General features: G+C 68.5%; 24 protein-coding genes. 15 read left to right on the top strand and 9 right to left on the bottom strand.

The genetic code is table 11. The features are described from left to right. Positions 1-128: 128 nt before the first annotated feature. The 11 genes from FFS23_RS04245 (at position 129) to FFS23_RS04295 (ending at position 7321) form a co-directional block, all read left to right on the top strand. Positions 129-947 carry a pyruvate, water dikinase regulatory protein gene (locus tag FFS23_RS04245; protein WP_038664630.1) on the top strand — a complete coding sequence of 273 codons (819 nt, stop codon included), beginning with the start codon at positions 129-131 and terminating at the stop codon, positions 945-947. A 345-nt stretch (positions 948-1292) separates the two neighbouring features. Further along, complete coding sequence (locus FFS23_RS04250; protein ID WP_137897585.1) at positions 1293-1880, top strand: Maf family protein; 588 nt, start codon at positions 1293-1295, stop codon at positions 1878-1880. Beyond that, positions 1877-2719, top strand: coding sequence for a shikimate dehydrogenase (aroE, locus tag FFS23_RS04255; RefSeq protein ID WP_137897586.1), 843 nt, complete (start codon positions 1877-1879; stop codon positions 2717-2719). The genes FFS23_RS04250 and aroE overlap by 4 nt, the downstream gene beginning before the upstream one ends. Beyond that, positions 2716-3306 (top strand): dephospho-CoA kinase, encoded by a 591-nt coding sequence (gene coaE / locus FFS23_RS04260; protein ID WP_137897587.1) that lies wholly within the window; start codon positions 2716-2718, stop codon positions 3304-3306. The genes aroE and coaE overlap by 4 nt, the downstream gene beginning before the upstream one ends. Positions 3307-3316: 10 nt before the next feature. Continuing rightward, entirely contained in the window at positions 3317-4009 is a 693-nt protein-coding gene (dnaQ, locus tag FFS23_RS04265) for a DNA polymerase III subunit epsilon (RefSeq protein WP_038664627.1), read from the top strand. 50 nt (positions 4010-4059) lie between these two features. Beyond that, positions 4060-4668: a ribosome hibernation-promoting factor, HPF/YfiA family gene (gene hpf / locus FFS23_RS04270; RefSeq protein ID WP_038664624.1), complete on the top strand. Its 609-nt coding sequence runs from the start codon at positions 4060-4062 to the stop codon at positions 4666-4668. A gap of 64 nt (positions 4669-4732) precedes the next feature. After that, a complete protein-coding gene (locus FFS23_RS04275) occupies positions 4733-5197 on the top strand; it encodes a PTS sugar transporter subunit IIA (RefSeq protein WP_038664622.1) in 465 nt (154 codons plus the stop codon). Then, on the top strand, positions 5187-5642 hold the full coding sequence (locus tag FFS23_RS04280; RefSeq protein ID WP_038664619.1) for a PaaI family thioesterase: 456 nt from the start codon (positions 5187-5189) through the stop codon (positions 5640-5642). The genes FFS23_RS04275 and FFS23_RS04280 overlap by 11 nt, the downstream gene beginning before the upstream one ends. Next, positions 5639-5965, top strand: coding sequence for a DUF1491 family protein (locus FFS23_RS04285; RefSeq protein ID WP_137897588.1), 327 nt, complete (start codon positions 5639-5641; stop codon positions 5963-5965). Before FFS23_RS04280 ends, FFS23_RS04285 begins: the two co-directional genes overlap by 4 nt. 154 nt (positions 5966-6119) lie before the next feature. Next, positions 6120-6779: a cell wall hydrolase gene (locus FFS23_RS04290; protein ID WP_137897589.1), complete on the top strand. Its 660-nt coding sequence runs from the start codon at positions 6120-6122 to the stop codon at positions 6777-6779. A 50-nt stretch (positions 6780-6829) separates the two neighbouring features. Beyond that, entirely contained in the window at positions 6830-7321 is a 492-nt protein-coding gene (locus FFS23_RS04295; protein WP_137897590.1) for an MmcB family DNA repair protein, read from the top strand. Between the two features lie 15 nt (positions 7322-7336). Here the strand turns inward: FFS23_RS04295 and ribA are convergent, their stop codons facing one another. The 4 genes from ribA to FFS23_RS04315 form a co-directional block, all read right to left on the bottom strand. Then, positions 7337-8398, bottom strand: a complete 1062-nt coding sequence (ribA, locus tag FFS23_RS04300; RefSeq protein WP_137897591.1) for a GTP cyclohydrolase II — start codon at positions 8396-8398, stop codon at positions 7337-7339. Beyond that, entirely contained in the window at positions 8395-9186 is a 792-nt protein-coding gene (locus FFS23_RS04305; protein ID WP_137897592.1) for an exodeoxyribonuclease III, read from the bottom strand. Before FFS23_RS04305 ends, ribA begins: the two co-directional genes overlap by 4 nt. Positions 9187-9472: 286 nt before the next feature. Further along, on the bottom strand, positions 9473-10078 hold the full coding sequence (locus tag FFS23_RS04310; RefSeq protein ID WP_137897593.1) for a LolA family protein: 606 nt from the start codon (positions 10076-10078) through the stop codon (positions 9473-9475). A gap of 114 nt (positions 10079-10192) precedes the next feature. Further along, positions 10193-12514, bottom strand: coding sequence for a DNA translocase FtsK (locus tag FFS23_RS04315; RefSeq protein WP_137897594.1), 2322 nt, complete (start codon positions 12512-12514; stop codon positions 10193-10195). 132 nt (positions 12515-12646) lie between these two features. On the opposite strand from FFS23_RS04315, the gene FFS23_RS04320 reads away from it, so the two are divergent. Together FFS23_RS04320 and FFS23_RS04325 are read left to right on the top strand one after the other, a co-directional pair. Next, a complete protein-coding gene (locus tag FFS23_RS04320) occupies positions 12647-13861 on the top strand; it encodes a UbiH/UbiF/VisC/COQ6 family ubiquinone biosynthesis hydroxylase (RefSeq protein WP_137897595.1) in 1215 nt (404 codons plus the stop codon). Continuing rightward, entirely contained in the window at positions 13858-14382 is a 525-nt protein-coding gene (locus FFS23_RS04325) for an MAPEG family protein (protein WP_249340515.1), read from the top strand. The genes FFS23_RS04320 and FFS23_RS04325 overlap by 4 nt, the downstream gene beginning before the upstream one ends. 11 nt (positions 14383-14393) lie before the next feature. Here FFS23_RS04325 and FFS23_RS04330 read toward each other — a convergent pair whose 3' ends face one another. Both FFS23_RS04330 and FFS23_RS04335 read right to left on the bottom strand, forming a co-directional pair. Then, a complete protein-coding gene (locus FFS23_RS04330) occupies positions 14394-14858 on the bottom strand; it encodes a DUF4126 domain-containing protein (RefSeq protein ID WP_137897597.1) in 465 nt (154 codons plus the stop codon). 123 nt (positions 14859-14981) lie between these two features. Continuing rightward, positions 14982-15407: an organic hydroperoxide resistance protein gene (locus tag FFS23_RS04335; RefSeq protein ID WP_137897598.1), complete on the bottom strand. Its 426-nt coding sequence runs from the start codon at positions 15405-15407 to the stop codon at positions 14982-14984. 116 nt (positions 15408-15523) lie between these two features. Between FFS23_RS04335 and FFS23_RS04340 the strand changes: the two genes are divergently transcribed. Further along, positions 15524-15982: a MarR family winged helix-turn-helix transcriptional regulator gene (locus FFS23_RS04340; RefSeq protein ID WP_137897599.1), complete on the top strand. Its 459-nt coding sequence runs from the start codon at positions 15524-15526 to the stop codon at positions 15980-15982. Positions 15983-15992: 10 nt separating this feature from the next. On the opposite strand, the gene FFS23_RS04345 is transcribed toward FFS23_RS04340, so the two are convergent. After that, positions 15993-16223: a hypothetical protein gene (locus FFS23_RS04345; protein WP_038664583.1), complete on the bottom strand. Its 231-nt coding sequence runs from the start codon at positions 16221-16223 to the stop codon at positions 15993-15995. Between the two features lie 137 nt (positions 16224-16360). Here FFS23_RS04345 and FFS23_RS04350 point away from each other — a divergent pair, with 137 nt between their 5' ends. Continuing rightward, on the top strand, positions 16361-16729 hold the full coding sequence (locus FFS23_RS04350) for a nuclear transport factor 2 family protein (RefSeq protein ID WP_137897600.1): 369 nt from the start codon (positions 16361-16363) through the stop codon (positions 16727-16729). Between the two features lie 54 nt (positions 16730-16783). On the opposite strand, the gene rpsU is transcribed toward FFS23_RS04350, so the two are convergent. Together rpsU and FFS23_RS04360 are read right to left on the bottom strand one after the other, a co-directional pair. After that, positions 16784-16984, bottom strand: a complete 201-nt coding sequence (gene rpsU, locus FFS23_RS04355; RefSeq protein WP_037535892.1) for a 30S ribosomal protein S21 — start codon at positions 16982-16984, stop codon at positions 16784-16786. 34 nt (positions 16985-17018) lie between these two features. Further along, positions 17019-17924 (bottom strand): alpha/beta hydrolase, encoded by a 906-nt coding sequence (locus FFS23_RS04360; RefSeq protein ID WP_137897601.1) that lies wholly within the window; start codon positions 17922-17924, stop codon positions 17019-17021. Positions 17925-18101: the final 177 nt, after the last annotated feature.

An 18101-nucleotide genomic window follows, 5' to 3' on the forward strand; every position in this document is an offset into this window, starting at 1 on the left:
CCATGCCCTGTGTGCGCAATTGTGGATGGAATGCGGGTTGTCCACCGCCGCCGGGTCGCTTGGCGGGGGTGCCGACTTGCCCTATCCCTTATGCCCATGTTGTCCACAGGTCTGCCCCGGAGCGCGCGATGATGCGCCTCCACCTCCACCTCCTCTCGGACTCGACCGGCGAGACGCTGGAGAACATCGCCAAGGCGGCGCTCGCCCAATATGACGACGTCGAGACGGTCCGCCATTTCTGGCCGATGGTGCGGACCGAGGCGCACCTCGAACGCATCCTCCAGGAGATCGCGCAGAATCCGGGGCTGGTGGTCTTCACGCTGGTCAACGTCGCGACGCGCCGCATCCTCGAACAGCGCTGCCTCGCGCTCGGCCTGCCCGCGGTGGCGCCGCTCGATCCGGTCAACGACGCCTTGTCCGGTCTGCTCGGCCAGCAGGCCAAGGCGCGCCCCGGTCGCCAACACGTGCTCGACGCCGCCTATTTCGCGCGCGTCGACGCGATCCAGTGGACGATCGCGCACGACGACGGCATCGCCTCGGAGGATTGGGAGGAAGCGGAGATCGTCCTCGCCGGCGTCTCACGCTCGTCGAAGACGCCGACTTCGATCTATCTCGCCAACCGCGGCTGGAAGACCGCGAACATCCCGGTGGTGGTCGAGAGCCCGCCGCCGCGCATCCTGTTCACGCTGAAGAATCCGCTCGTCGTCGGCCTCACCACCAGCGCCGATCGGCTGATCCAGATCCGCCGCAACCGCCTGCTCTCGCTCAACCAGATGCCCGACACCCCCTATGTCGAGGAGGAAGCGGTGACGCGCGAGATCGCTTATGCGCGCCGCATGTTCGCCGACAACGGCTGGCCGGTGATCGACGTCACCCGCCGCTCGATCGAGGAAACCGCCGCCGCGATCATCGCGCTGGCCAACGACCGCAAGGCGACGCGGACGTGACAGCGACGCGCACGGCCCCCGCCCCGGCTCCGTCACCCCGGCCTTGCGCCGGGCTCCCGCTTCTTCGGACGGCGGGAAGAAGCGGAATGCCGGATCAAGTCCGGCATGACGGGAATGTAAATTCTGTCGCAACACGCCAAATGGTCATCTGCGAAAGCACCCGCCTGCGCGGGGATGACGTCCGGTCTGCAAAGGCCCCCCTCTCCGTCATCCCGGCGAAAGCCGGGACCCATGGACACGGGAGGCCGGCGTGGCGCACCACCACCAGCCACATCGCCCCCATGGCTCCCGGCCTCCGCCGGGATGAGAAGCGGGGACTAACACCGCAATGACGAAAGCCCCCGCATGATCCTCCTCGCCTCGCAGAGCGCCTCCCGCCGCGCGATGCTCACCGCCGCCGGCGTGCCGTTCGAGGCGACCGCCGCCGGCGTCGACGAGGATGCCGCCAAGGCCGCCCTCGCCGGCAGCAAGCCGCGCGACCTCGCCGACGCGCTCGCCGAACTGAAGGCAGTCAAGGTCAGCCTCCGCCATCCCGGCCGGCTCGTGCTCGGCAGCGACAGCGTCGTCGCGCTCGCCGACGGCAGCCTGCTCGACAAGCCCGAGAGCCGCGACCAGGCCGCCGATCACCTGACCCGCATGTCGGGCGCGCGCCACGATCTGTGGAGCGCCGCAGTGATCGCCGAGAACGGCCGCCCGGTCTGGCGCCACGTCGAGGCGGCGAGGATGCACGTCCGCCCGCTCTCCCCCGGCTTCATCCAATCGTATCTCGACATGGAATGGCCGGCGATCGCCGGCTGCGTCGGCTGCTACCGGATCGAAGGCCCCGGCGCGCAGCTGTTCAGCCGCATCGACGGCAGCCAGTTCACCGTGCTCGGCCTGCCGCTGCTCAACGTCCTCGACTATCTCCGGACCCGCGAAGTGATCCCCGCATGACCCATTCCTATGCCCCCGCCGGCGAAGGCCGGCCCTACGCAGAAGTGATCGGCGACCCCATCGCCCAGTCGAAATCGCCGATCATCCATCGCTTCTGGCTCGATCAGCTCGGCCTCGACGCGGACTATCGCAAGACGTTGGTGACGGCGGAGGACCTGCCCGCCTTCTTCGCCGCACGCCGCGACGACCCGGACTGGCGCGGCTGCAACGTCACCATGCCGCACAAGCTCGCCGCGCTCGACCATGTCGACGATCGCGGCGACGTGCGCGGCGGCATCGGCGCGCTCAACACCGTCTTCCGCGCCGAGGATGGCGTCGCGGTCGGTACCAACACCGACGCCGGCGGCTTCTACGCACCGCTCGCCGGTTTCGATTTCACCGGCCGCGCGGTGACGGTGATCGGCGCCGGTGGCGCGGCGCGCGCGATCCTGTTCGCGCTCGCCCGGATGGCGGTCGGCCCGGTCACGCTGCTCAATCGTAACGTATTGAAAGCAGGCGTTTTGTTATCGGCCTTCGGGCTCAAGGGCCAGGCGCTGCCGCTGTCGGCCCCTTTGCCCCCGGACACCGGCCTGCTGGTCAACGCCAGCACGCTCGGCATGACCGGCCAGCCCCCGCTCGACCTCGATCTGCGTGAACTTGGTGAAGATAGCGTCGTCTACGACATCGTCTATTCGCCGCTCGAGACGCCCCTCCTCGCCGCCGCCCGCGCCCGCGGACTGGAGACGGTCGACGGCCTCGAGATGCTGATCGGCCAGGCCGCCCTCGCCTTCGAACTGTTCTTCGGCGCCGAACCGCCGCGCGATCGCGACGACGAATTGCGCGAGGCACTGCTGGCGTGACGATATTGGGCCTCACCGGCTCGATCGGCATGGGCAAGTCGACGGTGGCGGCGATGTTCGCGGCCGAGGGCGTGCCCGTCTTCGACGCCGATGCCGCGGTCCATCGCCTGCAAGGTCCCGGCGGCCGGCTCGTCGCGGCGATCGCGGCGGCCTTTCCCGGCACCACCGGTGCGGAGGGAGTGTATCGCCCTGCCCTCGCCGCCGCGGTCCTCGGTGACGATGCCGCGATGAAGCGGCTCGAGGCGATCGTCCATCCCGCCGTCGCCGGGGAGCGCGCCGCCTTCCTCGCGGCACATGCCGACGCGCCGCTCGTCGTCTTCGACGTGCCGCTGCTCTTCGAGACGGGCGGCGACCGCCACGTCGACGCCGTCGCGGTCGTCTCCGCCGCGCCCGAAGTCCAGCGCGCGCGGACGCTCGCCCGCCCCGGCATGACCGCGGCCAAGTTCGACGCGATCCTCGCCCGCCAGCTCCCCGACGCCGACAAGCGCGCCCGCGCCACCTATGTCATCGCCACCGACGTCCCGCTTGAGCGGACGCGTGCGGCGGTTCGCCACGTCATCGCTTGCATGGCGCCGCCGGCAGGCTGATAAAGGTGGGATGCGCGAGATCGTCTTCGACACCGAAACCACCGGCCTGAGCTTCGCCGGTGGTGACCGGCTGGTGGAGATCGGCTGCGTCGAGATGGTCAACCGTGTCGAGACCGGCCGCACCTTCCACGCTTATTATCACCCGGAACGCAACATGCCCGCCGAAGCGCAGGCGGTGCACGGCATCTCCGAAGCCTTCCTCAGCGACAAGCCGAAGTTCGCGCAGGGTGTGGACGAGCTGATCGAATTCCTCGGCGACGCGCCGCTGGTCGCGCACAATGCCGGCTTCGACTTCTCCTTCCTCAACGGCGAGCTCCAGCGCTGCGGCCGGCCGATCGTCCACGTCAAACGGATGGTCGACACGCTGCAGATCGCGCGCAGCCGCCATCCCGGCGCCAAGCATACGCTCGACGCTTTGTGTTCGCGCTTCGGCGTGGACCGGTCGCACCGCGTCCTCCACGGCGCGCTGCTCGACGCGCAGCTCCTTGCGCAGGTCTATGTCGAATTGCTCGGCGGTCGCCAGATCGGGCTCGGCCTGGTCAGCGACGCGCCCATCGCCACCACGACGCAGGTCGCGGTACGCCGCCCCGTCACCGTCCGTCCGCCGCGCGTCTTCCGCCCGTCGGACGCGGAACTTGCAGCGCACGCAGCATTTGTTTCGAAGTTACAGGATCCGCTTTGGGGGGTCGGGGCGTTGGAATGACGTCAACCGGGTGAAGGCCAACAGGCCAGCCCACAATGATGGAGAATATAATGGATATCCGGATTTCTGGTCATCAGGTCGCGACCGGCGACGCGCTCAAGGATCACGTGAGCGACCGACTCCAGGGTATCGCCACCAAGCATTTCGAACGCGCCATCTCCGCCGAGGTGACGTTCGGCAAGGGGCCGCACGACGTCGGCTTCAAATGCGATATCGTCGTCCACGTCATGAAGGGCCTGGTGCTCAAGGGCAGCCACCAGGCGCAGGAGGCGCATCCCGCGTTCGACGGGGCGGCCGCCAAGATCGAGACGCAGCTGCGCCGCTACATGCGCCGCCTCAAGGACCGTCACGCCGGCGAGGCCGCCGCGATCCAGGAGGACATGGGCTATGACAATGCCGGTTACACCCTGTTCCAGGAATCGGCCCCGAGCGAGGAGGATGTCGGCGACGCACCGCTGATCATCGCCGAGACGCGCGTCGACGTGCCCGATGCCAGCGTGTCCGATGCGGTGATGATGCTCGATCTGCGCAACACCGCGGCGCTGCTGTTCCGCAATGCGGGTACCGGTTCGTACAACATGGTCTATCGCCGCGGCGACGGCACGATCGGCTGGGTCGAGCCGCAGCGCGAGCAGGCGGTCCAGTCCGCCGCACGCTGACCTTCCCCCGCCCCGCCGGTTCCGTTAGAGGCCCGGCGGGGCCTTTCGTTTATTCGAGTAACGCATGCACGACTTCAGCGATCTGCTGCGCCCCGAGGCGGTCTATGAGGGCGTGGCCGTCGCGCACAAGAAGGCGCTGTTCACCCAGCTCTGCACCGCCGCGGACGCGCTCGGTCTCGACGGCCGACTGGCCGCCGAGCGGCTGGCGGCACGCGAAAAGCTCGGCTCGACCGGCTTCGGTGGCGGCGTCGCCATTCCCCACGCCCGCCTGCCCGATCTGTCCGGCGTCACCGGCGTCTTCATGCGGCTCGCCCAGCCGATCGAGTTCGACGCGGTCGACGACCTGCCGGTCGATCTCGTCTTCATGCTGGTCTCGCCGGTCGACGCGGGGGCGGAGCATCTCAAGGCGCTCGCCCGCGTCTCGCGGCGGCTGCGCGACCGCACCTTCCTCGCCAAGTTGCGCGGCGCGGGATCGCGCGATGCGCTCTATGCCCTGTTCACCGCCGACGCCGCGCGCGATGCCGCCTGACGCCGGCGCGCTGGCGCATTATCGCGCGCTGGAATCGCTCTATGCCGCGGCGCCGATCAACCGCTTGTTCGAATCCCGCCTGGAGATCGTCGAGGCGGGCGTCGCGCGCATCCACTTCCGGCTGACCGAGGATCATTATCACGCCGCCGGCGCGGTCCATGGCACCAGCTATTTCAAGATGCTCGACGACGCCGCTTTCTATGCGGCGAACAGCCTCGTCACCGATCGCTTCCTGCTCACCACCGCGTTCAACCTGCTGCTGACCCGGCCGCTGAAGGCCGGGCCGGTCGTCGCCGAGGGCCGCTGGATCAGCGGCAAGCGCCGCGTCTACGTCGCCGACGCGCGGCTGATCGACGCCGAGGGCGAGGAGGTCGCGCGCGGCACCGGCACCTTCATGCGCTCGCAGATCGCGCTGTCGGGCCTGCCCGGCTATCGCAGCGCATGACCGGCCGGCTGCCGACGCATCTGATCGTCGGCGCGCTGCTGAGGCGGGTCAACGACGCCGGCGGCATCGCGATGGTGCGTGCCAAGGGCGAGGCTCAGGGCGGCGCAATCCTGCTGCTGATCGAGGATCGGCACGGCCCAACGCGCGTGCTCGAACGCCGGATCGACTTCGATGGGCAAGCCACTCTGACCGATTCGGACCAGACCGAGGATGCCGAGGCCTATTGGCGGCGGCGGCGCCAATCCGATCCGGATTTGTGGGTAATCGAACTGGACATCCCGGAAGCCGAACGGTTCGCCGCTGAAACGATCGCGTCGAATTGACTCATGACAGCGGTGTGACGAAGGCCACGCGCACAGTGAATGCGCGTTGTGCTGTGCCTGGGTGCGATCCGGGTCGGTGACGCAGTCGGGGGGATGCCCGGACGATCGGCCTGGCCGATCGGGTCCGTGGTCCAACCGCATATCGAATACGTAGATGACGATTATGCAGCGCGCCGCGGCCATCGCGGCGATGACTTTTTCTCTGGCGGGCCTCATCAGCCACAGCTCGCCCGTCAAGGCCTCGGACATCGACCGGACGTCGATTCCCGCGCCGGCCTCGACCATTCAGATCATCAACACGGTCAGCCCCGTGTCGGTTCCCGTTTCCGCCGCCAGCGCCACGCCGCAGGCCGCCGCGATGGTCGAGCCGATCCCCACGGAGCAGCAGGCCGAAGACGACCGTTTCAACACCCTCGCCGAAGCCGTCGCCGCGCAGGACGCCGACCGGGTCGACGCGACGCAGCGCTGCCTCGCGGGCGCGATCTATTTCGAATCGAAGGGCGAGCCGCTTGCCGGCCAGCTGGCCGTAGCCAACGTGATCATCAACCGCTCGAAGTCGGGCCGTTTCCCGACCGACGTTTGCTCGGTGGTCAAGCAGCGCGGGCAGTTCAGCTTCGTGCGCGGCGGCGAGATCCCGTCGATCGACGAAGGCCGCGCCGCCTATCGCACCGCGCTCGCCGTCGCCAAGATCGCGCTCGCCGCGGCGTGGGAAAGCCCCGCCCCCAAGGCGCTGTTCTTCAACACGCCCAACCGCCGCCCCGCCGGCAACGTCACCAAGATCGCGATGATCGGCAACCACGTCTTCTATCGTTGATCGATCCGGGCAGGCTTGTCCTGTTCGCATAATGTTCCTAAGCGGGGGTCATGTTGGACATGGCCCCCGCTTCGTGTTTGGACGGCGGCGATCCCGCGATCTGTGCTGCGGATGTCGCCCGCGGCGTGACGCGGATGCTGCTGCGCCACGATATCACCACCATCGCCGAGGTCCCGCTTGAGGGCGGCCGTCGCGCCGACCTGATGGCGATCGACGCGCGCGGCCAGCTCATCGTCGTCGAGATCAAGGTGTCGCGCGCCGACCTGCTCAGCGACGGCAAGTGGCCGGACTATCTTGCGCATTGCGACCGTTATTATTGGGCGGTGCCGGCGGGGTTCGACACCGCGCCGCTCGACGGCGCAGCGTTCCTGCCCGAACGGACCGGGGTGATCGTCGCCGACCGCTATGACGCCGCGATCATCCGCGAGGCGCATACGGTGCCGCTTCCTGCACATGTGCGCAAACGCGGCACCCTGGCCTTCGCGCGCCGCGCAGCGCGCCGCCTGACCGGACTCGTCGATCCCGAAGCGTTCAGCGCGTAGCGCAGCGGACCAGGCTTACAATTGGTGCCCGGTCCGATCGCGCTTGGTCGCGAGATAGCGCGCATTATGCGGATTGGGCGGCAGCTGGTGCGGCACCCGCTCCACCACGCGTACCCCGGCCGCTTCCAGTCCCGCCACTTTCGCCGGATTATTGGTCATCAACCGCACCGCCCGCTGCCCGAGCAGGTCCAGCATCCGTGCCGCCACCCCGAAATCGCGCGCGTCGACCGCAAAGCCCAGTCGCACGTTGGCGTCGACGGTATCGAATCCCTGATCCTGCAGGGCATAGGCGCGCAGCTTGTTGACCAGCCCGATCCCGCGCCCCTCCTGCCGCAGATAGAGCAGGATGCCCCAGCCATTCGCCGCGATCGCGGCGATCGCGGCGCGCAATTGCGGGCCGCAATCGCATTTGAGGCTGCCGAGCACGTCGCCGGTCAGGCATTCGCTGTGCAAGCGCACCAGCGGCGGATTGCCATCGGGCTGGCCGATCAGCAGCGCGACATGCTCGTCGCTCGAATCGGGCGCGCGGAAGGCGACGATCTCGGCATCCTCGGCGCCATCGACCGGCAGGCGCGCGCGCGTGGCGAGGTGCAGCGCGCGCGCGTCCTGATGCGCGTCGATCGCCGCGGGGGCGATCGTCACTTCGGGACCGCTGCCGTCGATGAAGAAGGCGGGGAGCAGCCCGGCGATCCGCGCCAGCCGGATTGCGGCGAGGCTCGCGGCGGGCCGCGTCACTGCCGCGGTGCGGAACGGCCCCTTGAGCGGCGTCGCCAGATCGAATTGCGGATCGGCAAGCGCCACCGCGGTGCTGAAGTCGAGCCACGGCGCCGCCTCGATTACTACCGGCGTATCGGGATCGGCGGCGGCGAGCTGATTGGTCAGCTTCAGCGTCGCCGCGCGACCGTCCGAGATCAGCAGCGGACCGACCCCGCCCGTCATGAAGGCCTCCAGCCCGCGCGGATCGGCGGTCTCGACCGCGAGCAGGGGCAGGGGGGGCTCGCCGGGGGCATGGATCGCGATCGGCCAGCCGCGGCGCAACGCATCGATCGCCCGCGCGACGTCGCGTGCGCCGCTCAAAAGGCGAACTCGGTCATGATCGGCACATGGTCCGACGGCGTCAGCCAGCTGCGGCAATCCTCGAACACCATATGGGCGCGCGCCGCCTTGGCCGCGTCGCCGCTCGCCCACATATGATCCAACCGCCGGCCGCGATCGTTCTTGGTGAAGTCGGGCGAGCGATAGCTCCACCAGGTATGCAGCCGCGCCGGGGCAGGGTGGAAGTGGCGGCCGAGATCGACCCAGTCGTTCGACGCCTGCAACCGGTCGAGCGCGGCGACCTCGATCGGCGTGTGGCTGACCGTCTTGAGCAGCGCCTTGTGGCTCCACACGTCGCTCGGCAGCGGCGCGATGTTGAAGTCGCCGGTGAGGATCGTCGGGCCATCCAGGCGTGCCGACCAATCGGTCATCCGCTCGAGAAAATCGAGCTTCTGCCCGAACTTGGGGTTCACATCGCGATCGGGCACGTCGCCGCCGGCGGGAACGTAGACGTTCTCCAGCCGCACGCCGTTAGGCAGGCGGACGCCGACGTGGCGCGCCTCGCGATTGGCCTGCCAGTCGAAGCGGTCGTCCTCGGCGATCGGGACCCGGCTGAGGATCGCGACGCCATGGTGCATGCGCTGGCCATGGATGACGATATGGTCGTAGCCGAGGCTGCGGAACATCTCGAACGGGAAGTCCTCGTCGATCACCTTGGTTTCCTGCAGGCACAGGATATCGGGCTCCGCCTCGCGCAGGAACTGCTCGACGATGGCGATCCGGAAGCGGACGGAATTGATATTCCAGGAGACGATCTTCACCGCCGCCATGTAGCGAGGGGCAGGCGGGACCGCCAGAGCGACGACATCCTATCGGCTAGCCGTGCCGCGCCATCGCATCAAGCCGGCAAGGACCGTCGATGGACCCCGGAAACGGAAAGGCCCCCGCTCCGGGGGCATGGAGCGAGGGCCGACCTGGCGTTCGTCACGCAGGCGGGAAGTGGGTCTAGTCATCCGGGCAACAGGGGGAAAAATCCCGGACGCCCCACATCCGCGAGGAGGCTTCTACCCGCGCGAACCTGTCGCGGCGATGAATGGCGCCGGGACTTCCCGTTCATTATCGGGTATTTGCCCTCCGCGGGTCGACCCATTTGAACGTTCCGTCGCTAACCGCCCCGCCGAAGCGCTGATTGGCGAGGCGAATCGTCGTGCGGTTGTTCTGGCTGTCGAGCTGCACCCAGCCCTGCAACGCCAGCCCCGCCGGCGCCGCGGCGTCGCGCGCGAAGATCATCGTGATCCGGCCGATCTCGGGATGTTTGGGATCGTTCGCCTCGACCGAGACGACGCGATCGTTGCCGGTCTGCACCACCCGGGCATAGCGGGTGATGTCGCGGCCGGGATCGAGCAGGACCCCAAGCGGCGAGTTCTTGATCGGCCAGCGCTGCACCTGGCGGACGGAATAGTCGATGAAGGTCAGCGCGCCGCCCTCCGCGACGATCAGGATCGGCACGCCCTTCTCATATTGGAAGCGCAGCTTGCCGGGCTTCTTGAGCGTGAAGGTGCCGGTCAGCACCTTGCCGTTGCGGTCGGTCTGGGTGAAGTCCGCCGTCATCGTCGTGATCGACTGGAGGTGGCGCTGTACCGCGGCGAGGTCGCCGGTCGCCTGGGCCGGCAGCGCGGCGGGGGCCACGATCGCGGCGATTGCTAGAGCGTATCGGATCATGCGGGTCCTGTGGTCCTGTGGCATTGAACGACCGCTTAACCGCGCAAGGGGCGGGGAGGGTCCGTTCCCCACCCTTCGACCGGCTCAGGACGAAGGGTCGGGGAAACCGTTCGCTCAGATCGCGTGCCCTTCGGTATCGCGCAGCACCTCGCGACGGCCGACGTGGTCGGGGCGGCTGACGATGCCGTCCTTCTCCATCTTCTCGATCAGTCGTGCCGCCGAATTGTAGCCGATGCGCAACTGGCGTTGCAGCCAGCTCGTCGACGCCTTCTGCGATTCGCACACCAGCTGGATCGCTGCGCGATATTGCTGGTCCTCGGCCGAATCCTCGCCTTCCGGCGATCCTTCCAGCGTGAAGCCGTCCTCGGGCTCCTCGGTGACCGAGGTGATATAGTCGGGCTGACCCTGGCTGCGCCAGTGATCGGCGATGGCGCGCACCTCGTCGTCGCTGACGAACGGGCCGTGGACGCGGACGATGCCCTTGCCGCCGGGCATATAGAGCATATCGCCCTTGCCGAGCAGCTGTTCGGCGCCCTGTTCGCCGAGGATGGTGCGCGAATCGATCTTGCTGGTGACGTGGAAGCTGATCCGCGTCGGCAGGTTCGCCTTGATGACGCCGGTGATGACGTCGACCGATGGCCGCTGCGTCGCCATGATGAGATGGATGCCCGCCGCGCGCGCCTTCTGCGCGAGCCGCTGGATCAGGAATTCCACCTCCTTGCCCGCCGTCATCATCAGATCGGCGAGCTCGTCGACGATGACGACGATCTGCGGCAGCGGTTCGTAATCGAGCTGCTCTTCCTCATAGACCGGCTGGCCGGTCTCGGGATGATAGCCGGTCTGCACGCGGCGGCCGAGCCGCTGGCCCTTGGCCTTGGCGGCGCGGACCTTGTCGTTGAAGCCGGCGAGGCTGCGCACGCCGACCGACGACATCTGGCGATAGCGGTCCTCCATCGTCTCGACCGCCCATTTGAGCGCGCGCACCGCCTTGGCCGGATCGGTGACGACCGGCGACAACAGATGCGGAATGTCGTCGTACATGCTCAATTCGAGCATCTTGGGATCGATCATGATCATCCGGCACTGTTCCGGCGTCAGCCGGTAGAGCAGCGACAGGATCATGCAGTTGAGCCCGACCGACTTGCCCGAGCCGGTGGTACCCGCAACCAGCAAATGCGGCATCGGTGCGAGATCGGCGATCACCGGATCGCCGGCGATGTTCTTGCCGAGGATGATCGGCAGTTGCGCCGCCTGATCCTCGAATGTCTGGCTGCCGACCAGTTCGTGCAGCGATACCGATTCGCGCTTCTGGTTGGGCAGCTCAATGCCGATGACGTTGCGCCCCGGGATCACCGCGACGCGCGCCGATACTGCCGACATGTTGCGCGCGATATCGTCGGCGAGCGCGATGACGCGGCTCGCCTTGATGCCGGGGGCGGGCTCCAGCTCGTACATCGTCACGACCGGGCCGGGGCGCACCTCGTTGATGACGCCGTGCACCTTGAAATCGTCGAGCACGTTCTCGAGCAGCCGCGCATTGCGTTCCAGCGCCGCCTTGTCGATCTGCCCCTTGGGCGCCGGCGGCGCGGGGGTGAGCAGGTCGAGCTGCGGCAGCGTATAGGTGTGACCGAGGTCGAGGCTCTGCTGGCGCGGCTTGGGCTTGGCGGCCGACGGTGCCACCGCGCGGTCGGCGATGACCGGCGCGGGGCGGGTATCGGGTTCGGCGACGGCGCGTGGCTCGATCACCTTGCGCGCGAGCTGCAGCGGCTCCTCGTCTTCCTCGTCGTCGCTATCGTCATAGGCGTCGAGCAGATCGTCGCCATCGGCGGCGACGCGCGTCCGGCGCAGGCGGAAGCGGCGCTCGCCGAGGTCGATCTCGAGGCTCTTCGCCCAGATGACGATGCCGGCGACGCCGGCGATCAGGCCGACGCCGCGCGCGATCCAGCGTTCGGCGCCGGCCTGGCCGAGGAAGCCCAGCCCCCATTGGACGAGATGCGCGACCGACAGGCCGATCACGCCGCCCCAGCCGGCGGGCAGCGCCAGCACCGACGAATCGGAGACGAAGGCGAGCGCCGCGGCCATCAGCGCGACGCCGATCGCGGCGTTGCGCAGCATCGCCAGCCAGCGACCCGGCGGCTGGTCGCGCCACAGCCGCATCGCGACGATCGGCGCGATCGGCAGCAGCAGCGCCACCGCTGGCCCGAACAGCGTCAGCGCGAGATCGGCGAACCACGCCCCCGGCGGTCCCGCGAGGTTGAGGATCGGCCCGCCCGAGGCGGTGTTGAGCGACGCGTCGCTGGCATGATAGCTGGTCAGCGCCAGCACCATCAGCGCGGTGACGAGGAACAGCGCGATCGCGGTGATCAAGGCACCGCCGCGTACCGCCCCTGCCTTCACCGTCTCACGCAACAGCCCTGGCTGCGCACGGCTCGCCATCCCCGATCCCTTCAATGTGCGAAATGCCCGGGAATCATCGGGCCGCGCGCGCGTTACGTCAAGGCGGTTGGCTGCGACGGATCGACGCATGCCACCGTTGGCACCTGCGCGCGGCAGGCGTAGGGAGACGATATGGACACGGACGTCATCATCCTGGGCGGTGGCCTGGTCGGCGCGACGCTCGCGCTCGCGCTCGACGCGCATGGGCTGACCAGCATCGTCATCGATCCCGCCGATCCGGCGGTGATGCTCGCGCCGGGCTTCGACGGGCGCGCCTCGGCGATCGCCAGCGCGAGCGGGCGGATGCTCGATGCGATCGGCATCGGCGCGGTGCTCGCCGGCCATGGCTGCGCGATCCGCCACATCCGGGTCAGCGACGGGCTGGAGCCGGGCAAGCTCGATTTCCGTCCCGACGCGGGCGACGGCGCGCTCGGTACGATGTACGAAAACAAGCGGTTGCGGACCGCCTTGTTCGAGGCCGCGAGCGCGGCGAAGCATGTCGATCTCCGCATGCAAACGCGCGCGGTCGACGTCGTGCGCGGACCCGCGGGCGTCACCGCGACGCTCGATTCGGGGGCGACGGTCACCGCGCCGCTGCTGATCGCCGCGGAGGGGCGCAACTCGCCGACGCGCGAGGCGGCCGGGATCGCCGTCGCGCGCTGGCAGTACGATCACGCCGCAATCGTCGGCGCCTTCCACCACGAATATCCGCACGAGGATATCGCCTACGAGATCTTCTACCCCTCGGGGCCGTTCGCGCTGCTGCCGCTGCCCGACGACGAGATCGGCCATCGCTCGGCGATCGTCTGGTCGGTGAAGGGCGAGGACGGCCCGGCGATGATGAAGCTCGGCGACCGCGCCTTCCTCGCCGAGGCGAGCAAGCGGATGGGCGGCTTCCTCGGCGAACTGACCGCGCCGAGTCCGCGTGCGAGCTATCCGCTCGGCTTCCACCATGCCGCGCGGGTCACCGCCGAACGGCTGGTGCTGGTCGGCGACGCGGCGCACGGCATCCATCCGATCGCGGGGCAGGGGCTCAATCTCGGCCTGCGCGACGTCGCGACGCTCGCCGAGGTGCTCGTCGAGGGCAAGCGGCTCGGCCTCGATCTCGGCGACCCCGCGTTGCTCGAGCGCTATCAGCGCTGGCGCGGGCTCGATACGTTCATGGTCGCCGCCGCCACCGACACGCTGACCCGCCTGTTCGGCATCCCCGGCAAGACCGCCAGCGCGGTCCGCCGCTTCGGCATCGGTGCGGTCGACAAGGTGCCGCCGCTCAAGAACCGCTTCATGGCCGAGGCGCGGGGTGAAACCGGCACTTTGCCCAAATTGCTGCAGGGATTGCTGGTGTGAGCGAGCCGGTGCCCGCCCCGCGCTTGCGCAAGGCGCAGACCGGCGTGGCGCGCGGGATCGGCATCGGCCTGGGGCTGACGATCGCCGCGGCGATCCTCGGCTATAGCCGCAGCGCGGCGGCGATTCTCGAAAGCCGGTTGACCACGCTCGGCATCGCCGCCTTGGTGCTCGGCCTGTGGCTGGCGGCGGCGATCGGTGACGTGGCGCGGCGGCGCTTCGTCTCCGACGGGGCGATCGATGGCCGCAACGGCGCGGATCCACAGGTCGATGCCGCCAACGCGATCCTGCGCAACACCGCCGAACAGGTGCTGCTCGCCCTCGTCGCTTATGGCGCTCTGACCTTGCTGAGCGATCATGCGCGGGTGCCGGTGGCGCTGTTCGCCGCCTGCTTCACCGCCGGACGGCTGTTGTTCTGGACCGGCTATCGCGACGGCGCCGAGGCGCGCGCGCTGGGCTTCGCGCTCACCTTCTATCCCAGCGTCGCTGCGCTGCTGATGGCAGCCCTCGCTACGGTGCAGTAAACGCCGCCGGGTCAGGCCTTGCCGGACACCAATTTAGGATTGGCGATCGCCAGACCGGCACCGAAGACGATCGCATCCTCGACGAAGCCGGTCGCGGTCTGGCCGTAGCGCGCCATCGCCGCACAGCGCAGCCGCCAGCCGAAATAGGATGCGGCGAGCGCGCTGCCGACCGCGACCGCGGCGCCGAGCACCTTCTTGTCGCGCGGTGCCAGCGCGGCACCGGCGTAGGCTGCGGTGACGCTGCGCACGGCGAGGCCGATCGGCACGATCCGGTCGGGCGCGGTCTTCATCTTGTCACCCGCCATCTCCGCCGCGGCGAAGGCCGCGGTGCCGGCGGCGATCACCGGATTGCGCAACAAGGTCTGCAACGGCAGCGTCGCCGGAATCTCCTCCCGGCGGGTGGCGGTGGCGATCACCGCCAGCGGGGTGATGCCGCGCTGGCCGGCGACCAAGCCGATGAGAAACGAGCGGATCATGCAATGCTCTCCGAAACGGGTTCGCAGGCTACAATCCGTACGATCGCATCCGTATCCCGATTGGGCTGACGCGCGGCGGCGATTGTATCCTCCCCACCCTGGCGGGGAGGATATGGGCGACGATCAGACCAGCGTCAGGCCGACGTCGAGGTTGCCGCGGGTGGCGTTGGAATAGGGGCAGATCTGGTGCGCGGTGTCGACCAGCGTCTGCGCCTGCTCGCGCTCGACGCCGGGCAGCGACACCTGCAGATCGGCGGTGATGCCGAAGCCGCCCTCGGAGCGCGGTCCGATGCCGACCTTGGCGGTGACCGTGACGTCGTCAGGGACCTTGACCTTGAGCTCGCGGCCCGCCGCCTTCAGCGCGCCGATGAAACAGGCCGAATAGCCCGCGGCGAACAATTGTTCGGGATTGCTGCCGTCGCCGCCGGCGCCGCCGAGTTCCTTGGGCGTCGCGAGCTGGACGTCGATCCTGCCGTCGTCCGAGCGGGCATGACCGTCGCGACCACCGGTTGCGGTGGCGGTGGTGCTGTATTTGACGTCGACCGACATGATCAATCTCCTGTTTGGTTATCGCGATAACTATCTAGGGAGGGCGCACTCTATCGTCCAGAACTATTTGTCGCGATAACCATTTTCGTGCTAAGCCGCTGGCAAGGAGAGTGACGATGCCCGGCCCGCTGCCGCTCGATGAACAATTGTGCTTCTCGCTGTACGCCGCGACGATCGCAATCAACCGCGCCTACAAGCCGGTGCTCGATCGCCTCGGCATCACCTATCCGCAATTCCTGGTGCTCCAGGTGGTGAGCGGCGCCGAGGACGGCGTGCCGGTCGGCACGATCGCCGAACGGCTCGCGCTCGAGCCGAGCACGATCACGCCGCTGGCGAAGCGGATGGAGGCGGCGGGGCTGGTCACGCGGCTGCGCAATCCAGCCGACGAGCGTCAGGTCCGCGTGCGCCTGACCGTCGAAGGCCGCGAGCGTTGGCGAGAGACCGGCTGTCTCGCGCCGATGATCGTCGAACGCACCGGAATCAGCCGCGAGCGGCTCGCGGCGCTCAACGCGGAGGTGACCGCGCTGCGCCGGGCGCTGGCGCGCGATCCGGCGGCGGAACCGGCCGCCGCCTGACCGGCGAGCGTCAGCCTTTGCGCTCGGCGCGGGCACCGACGATCATGCGCTGGGCGATCGTGCGCACGGCATCGTCGTCCTTGCTGCCGTCACCGGCGGGATCGCCGAGATGATCGAGGCTGTGCTCCATATAGTCGAGCAGCCCGGGATGGCGCGCCTCGACATATTCCATCAGCTTGAACAGCAGATGCTCGGTGGCGATCTCGCGCTGGCGGGTACGAATGGCGATGTCGTCGGTCATGATGCCTCCTGTGATAGAGGCGCCAACGCACCATGGCGCGGTTGGTGACGCGGCCGGGGCAGGCATTTGCGTCGGGCGCGGCGGGAACATTCGGGGTCGCGCCCCGCTTCCTCCCTGACCTCATGGGAGAGAATGCGATGGACGACAGCCGTTTGTGGAGCTTCGAGCAGAGCCTGTGGACCGAGGGTCCCGACAATTACCGCGAGAAGGTCGACCCCGAGGTCGTCATGGTGCTGCCGCGGCCGCCGTTCGTGCTGCGCGGCAGCGAGGCGATCGATGCGGTCGCCGATACGCCGGTGTGGAACGCGGCGGAGCTGAGCGAGCGTCGGGTCTCACGGCCGCAGGAGGGCCTGATCGTCATCGGCTATCACGTCCACGCGCAGCGCGACGGCGAAGCCTATGAGGCGCATTGCACCTCGACGATCCGCCGACTCGAGCACGAGGTGTGGCGGGTCGTCCAGCATCAGCAGAGTCCGGTCCTCGCCAAGGCGGTCGCGAACGGCTGACGCACCACCGCCGTCCGGCCGGGGCCGGACGGCGGTGGCATCATTCGACGGGGATCAGCGGTCGCGTTCGGCGCGCTTGCGATCGGCCTTGCGCGCACGGCTCACCGCGGCGGCATGCTCGCGGGCGCGCTTTTCCGACGGCTTCTCGTAATGCCGGCGGAGCTTCATCTCGCGGTAGACACCCTCCCGCTGGAGCTTCTTCTTCAGGGCGCGGAGGGCTTGATCGACATTATTGTCGCGAACGATGATCTGCATGGAAGGTCTTTGCTTTCGGTGGGCACCAATGCGCCTAATTGAAGTTCTTGCGCGTCAGCGTCAACCGCGGATCGTGGCAGAATCGGCATTTCCGACCCACGAAAGCGGCTTTTGCGGCGGTTTTGCCCTTCAACTGCCAGTCGAGCCAGGTGGTTGCGACGATCGCGCCGACTCCGCCATGCGGTTGCATATACGTTCCGCCATGCCCGACGGGGATGTTGATTAGCGCCGCGGGGACGCGATCGATTCGCCGGAAATCGTCGGTGCCGTTCGCGGCGGCGATGTCGGTCGCGCCGCCGAGCACGTAAAGTACGGGGCCGTGCAGCCCGGCGAGCAACGCCTTGTCCGAGACGATCCCGGCGATCGGATTGGCGCCATCGGGAAAGAAGCCGCTGTTCATGATGATCGCGGTCCTGACGCGCGGATCCTGCGCGGTCGCCAGCGCCTGCAGCCCGCCGCAGCTCCACCCCGACGCCGCCACCTGATCGACCGCGATATGGCCGCGGAGCGGACTGCCGGCGCGGCCGTTCTCCCGCTGCGCCCAGTCGATCGCATCGACGAGCAGCCGCGTCGGCGTCGCCACCGTCAGCCGGGCTGCGGGCGTGGTGGTAGACGGAGCAGCGGATGATGCGGCGGGCGGCGGCGCCGGCGTCGCACGGGGGATGCGGCCGGCGGCGATGACCAGATAGCCGTGCGAGGCGATTTCCAGCAGGTGATTGCGCGAACTCGTCCCGTCGGCGCTGCACCCGCCGTTGCCCCATACGTAGATGCCGAGCCGCTCGCCCTTCAGCCGCGTCAGATCGGCCGGGCGATAGACGACATGGTTGGGCAGGTCGGCTCGCTCCTCGAACAAGGCGGGATAGCGGCCGGTACCCCGTTCGGGTGGCTGGCCGGCGACGGCACCGCTTGCCAGCAGCGCGACGGCGAGAAGAAAGCGCATGATCGATACCGAAGGTTGGAGCGGAGGCGGGGGGCAGGGTGCCCCGCCCGCCCAACCTTGACCAGCGAAAATGCGCCTGGCGACGAGGGTAAGATGCTGAGACCATTGGCGCTTTATCCACTGCCGACGGCGGGACCAACGCCGCGCCGCGGCCATTGCCGGTTTCGGGCCATTTCG

This window comes from Sphingomonas sp. 2SG, from assembly GCF_005503285.1.
Classification (GTDB): Bacteria; Pseudomonadota; Alphaproteobacteria; order Sphingomonadales; family Sphingomonadaceae; genus Sphingomonas; species Sphingomonas taxi.

Excerpts from the sequence above, each read along its gene's own strand:
- FFS23_RS04245 (WP_038664630.1), top strand. The coding sequence starts at position 129 with ATGATGCGCCTCCACCTCCACCTCCTCTCGGACTCGACCGGCGAGACG.
- FFS23_RS04250 (WP_137897585.1), top strand. The coding sequence starts at position 1,293 with ATGATCCTCCTCGCCTCGCAGAGCGCCTCCCGCCGCGCGATGCTCACC.
- aroE (WP_137897586.1), top strand. The coding sequence starts at position 1,877 with ATGACCCATTCCTATGCCCCCGCCGGCGAAGGCCGGCCCTACGCAGAA.
- dnaQ (WP_038664627.1), top strand. The coding sequence starts at position 3,317 with ATGCGCGAGATCGTCTTCGACACCGAAACCACCGGCCTGAGCTTCGCC.
- hpf (WP_038664624.1), top strand. The coding sequence starts at position 4,060 with ATGGATATCCGGATTTCTGGTCATCAGGTCGCGACCGGCGACGCGCTC.
- FFS23_RS04275 (WP_038664622.1), top strand. The coding sequence starts at position 4,733 with ATGCACGACTTCAGCGATCTGCTGCGCCCCGAGGCGGTCTATGAGGGC.
- FFS23_RS04280 (WP_038664619.1), top strand. The coding sequence starts at position 5,187 with ATGCCGCCTGACGCCGGCGCGCTGGCGCATTATCGCGCGCTGGAATCG.
- FFS23_RS04285 (WP_137897588.1), top strand. The coding sequence starts at position 5,639 with ATGACCGGCCGGCTGCCGACGCATCTGATCGTCGGCGCGCTGCTGAGG.
- FFS23_RS04290 (WP_137897589.1), top strand. The coding sequence starts at position 6,120 with ATGACGATTATGCAGCGCGCCGCGGCCATCGCGGCGATGACTTTTTCT.
- FFS23_RS04295 (WP_137897590.1), top strand. The coding sequence starts at position 6,830 with ATGTTGGACATGGCCCCCGCTTCGTGTTTGGACGGCGGCGATCCCGCG.
- FFS23_RS04305 (WP_137897592.1), bottom strand. The coding sequence starts at position 9,186 with ATGGCGGCGGTGAAGATCGTCTCCTGGAATATCAATTCCGTCCGCTTC.
- FFS23_RS04310 (WP_137897593.1), bottom strand. The coding sequence starts at position 10,078 with ATGATCCGATACGCTCTAGCAATCGCCGCGATCGTGGCCCCCGCCGCG.
- FFS23_RS04315 (WP_137897594.1), bottom strand. The coding sequence starts at position 12,514 with ATGGCGAGCCGTGCGCAGCCAGGGCTGTTGCGTGAGACGGTGAAGGCA.
- FFS23_RS04320 (WP_137897595.1), top strand. The coding sequence starts at position 12,647 with ATGGACACGGACGTCATCATCCTGGGCGGTGGCCTGGTCGGCGCGACG.
- FFS23_RS04330 (WP_137897597.1), bottom strand. The coding sequence starts at position 14,858 with ATGATCCGCTCGTTTCTCATCGGCTTGGTCGCCGGCCAGCGCGGCATC.
- FFS23_RS04335 (WP_137897598.1), bottom strand. The coding sequence starts at position 15,407 with ATGTCGGTCGACGTCAAATACAGCACCACCGCCACCGCAACCGGTGGT.
- FFS23_RS04340 (WP_137897599.1), top strand. The coding sequence starts at position 15,524 with ATGCCCGGCCCGCTGCCGCTCGATGAACAATTGTGCTTCTCGCTGTAC.
- FFS23_RS04345 (WP_038664583.1), bottom strand. The coding sequence starts at position 16,223 with ATGACCGACGACATCGCCATTCGTACCCGCCAGCGCGAGATCGCCACC.
- FFS23_RS04350 (WP_137897600.1), top strand. The coding sequence starts at position 16,361 with ATGGACGACAGCCGTTTGTGGAGCTTCGAGCAGAGCCTGTGGACCGAG.
- rpsU (WP_037535892.1), bottom strand. The coding sequence starts at position 16,984 with ATGCAGATCATCGTTCGCGACAATAATGTCGATCAAGCCCTCCGCGCC.
- FFS23_RS04360 (WP_137897601.1), bottom strand. The coding sequence starts at position 17,924 with ATGCGCTTTCTTCTCGCCGTCGCGCTGCTGGCAAGCGGTGCCGTCGCC.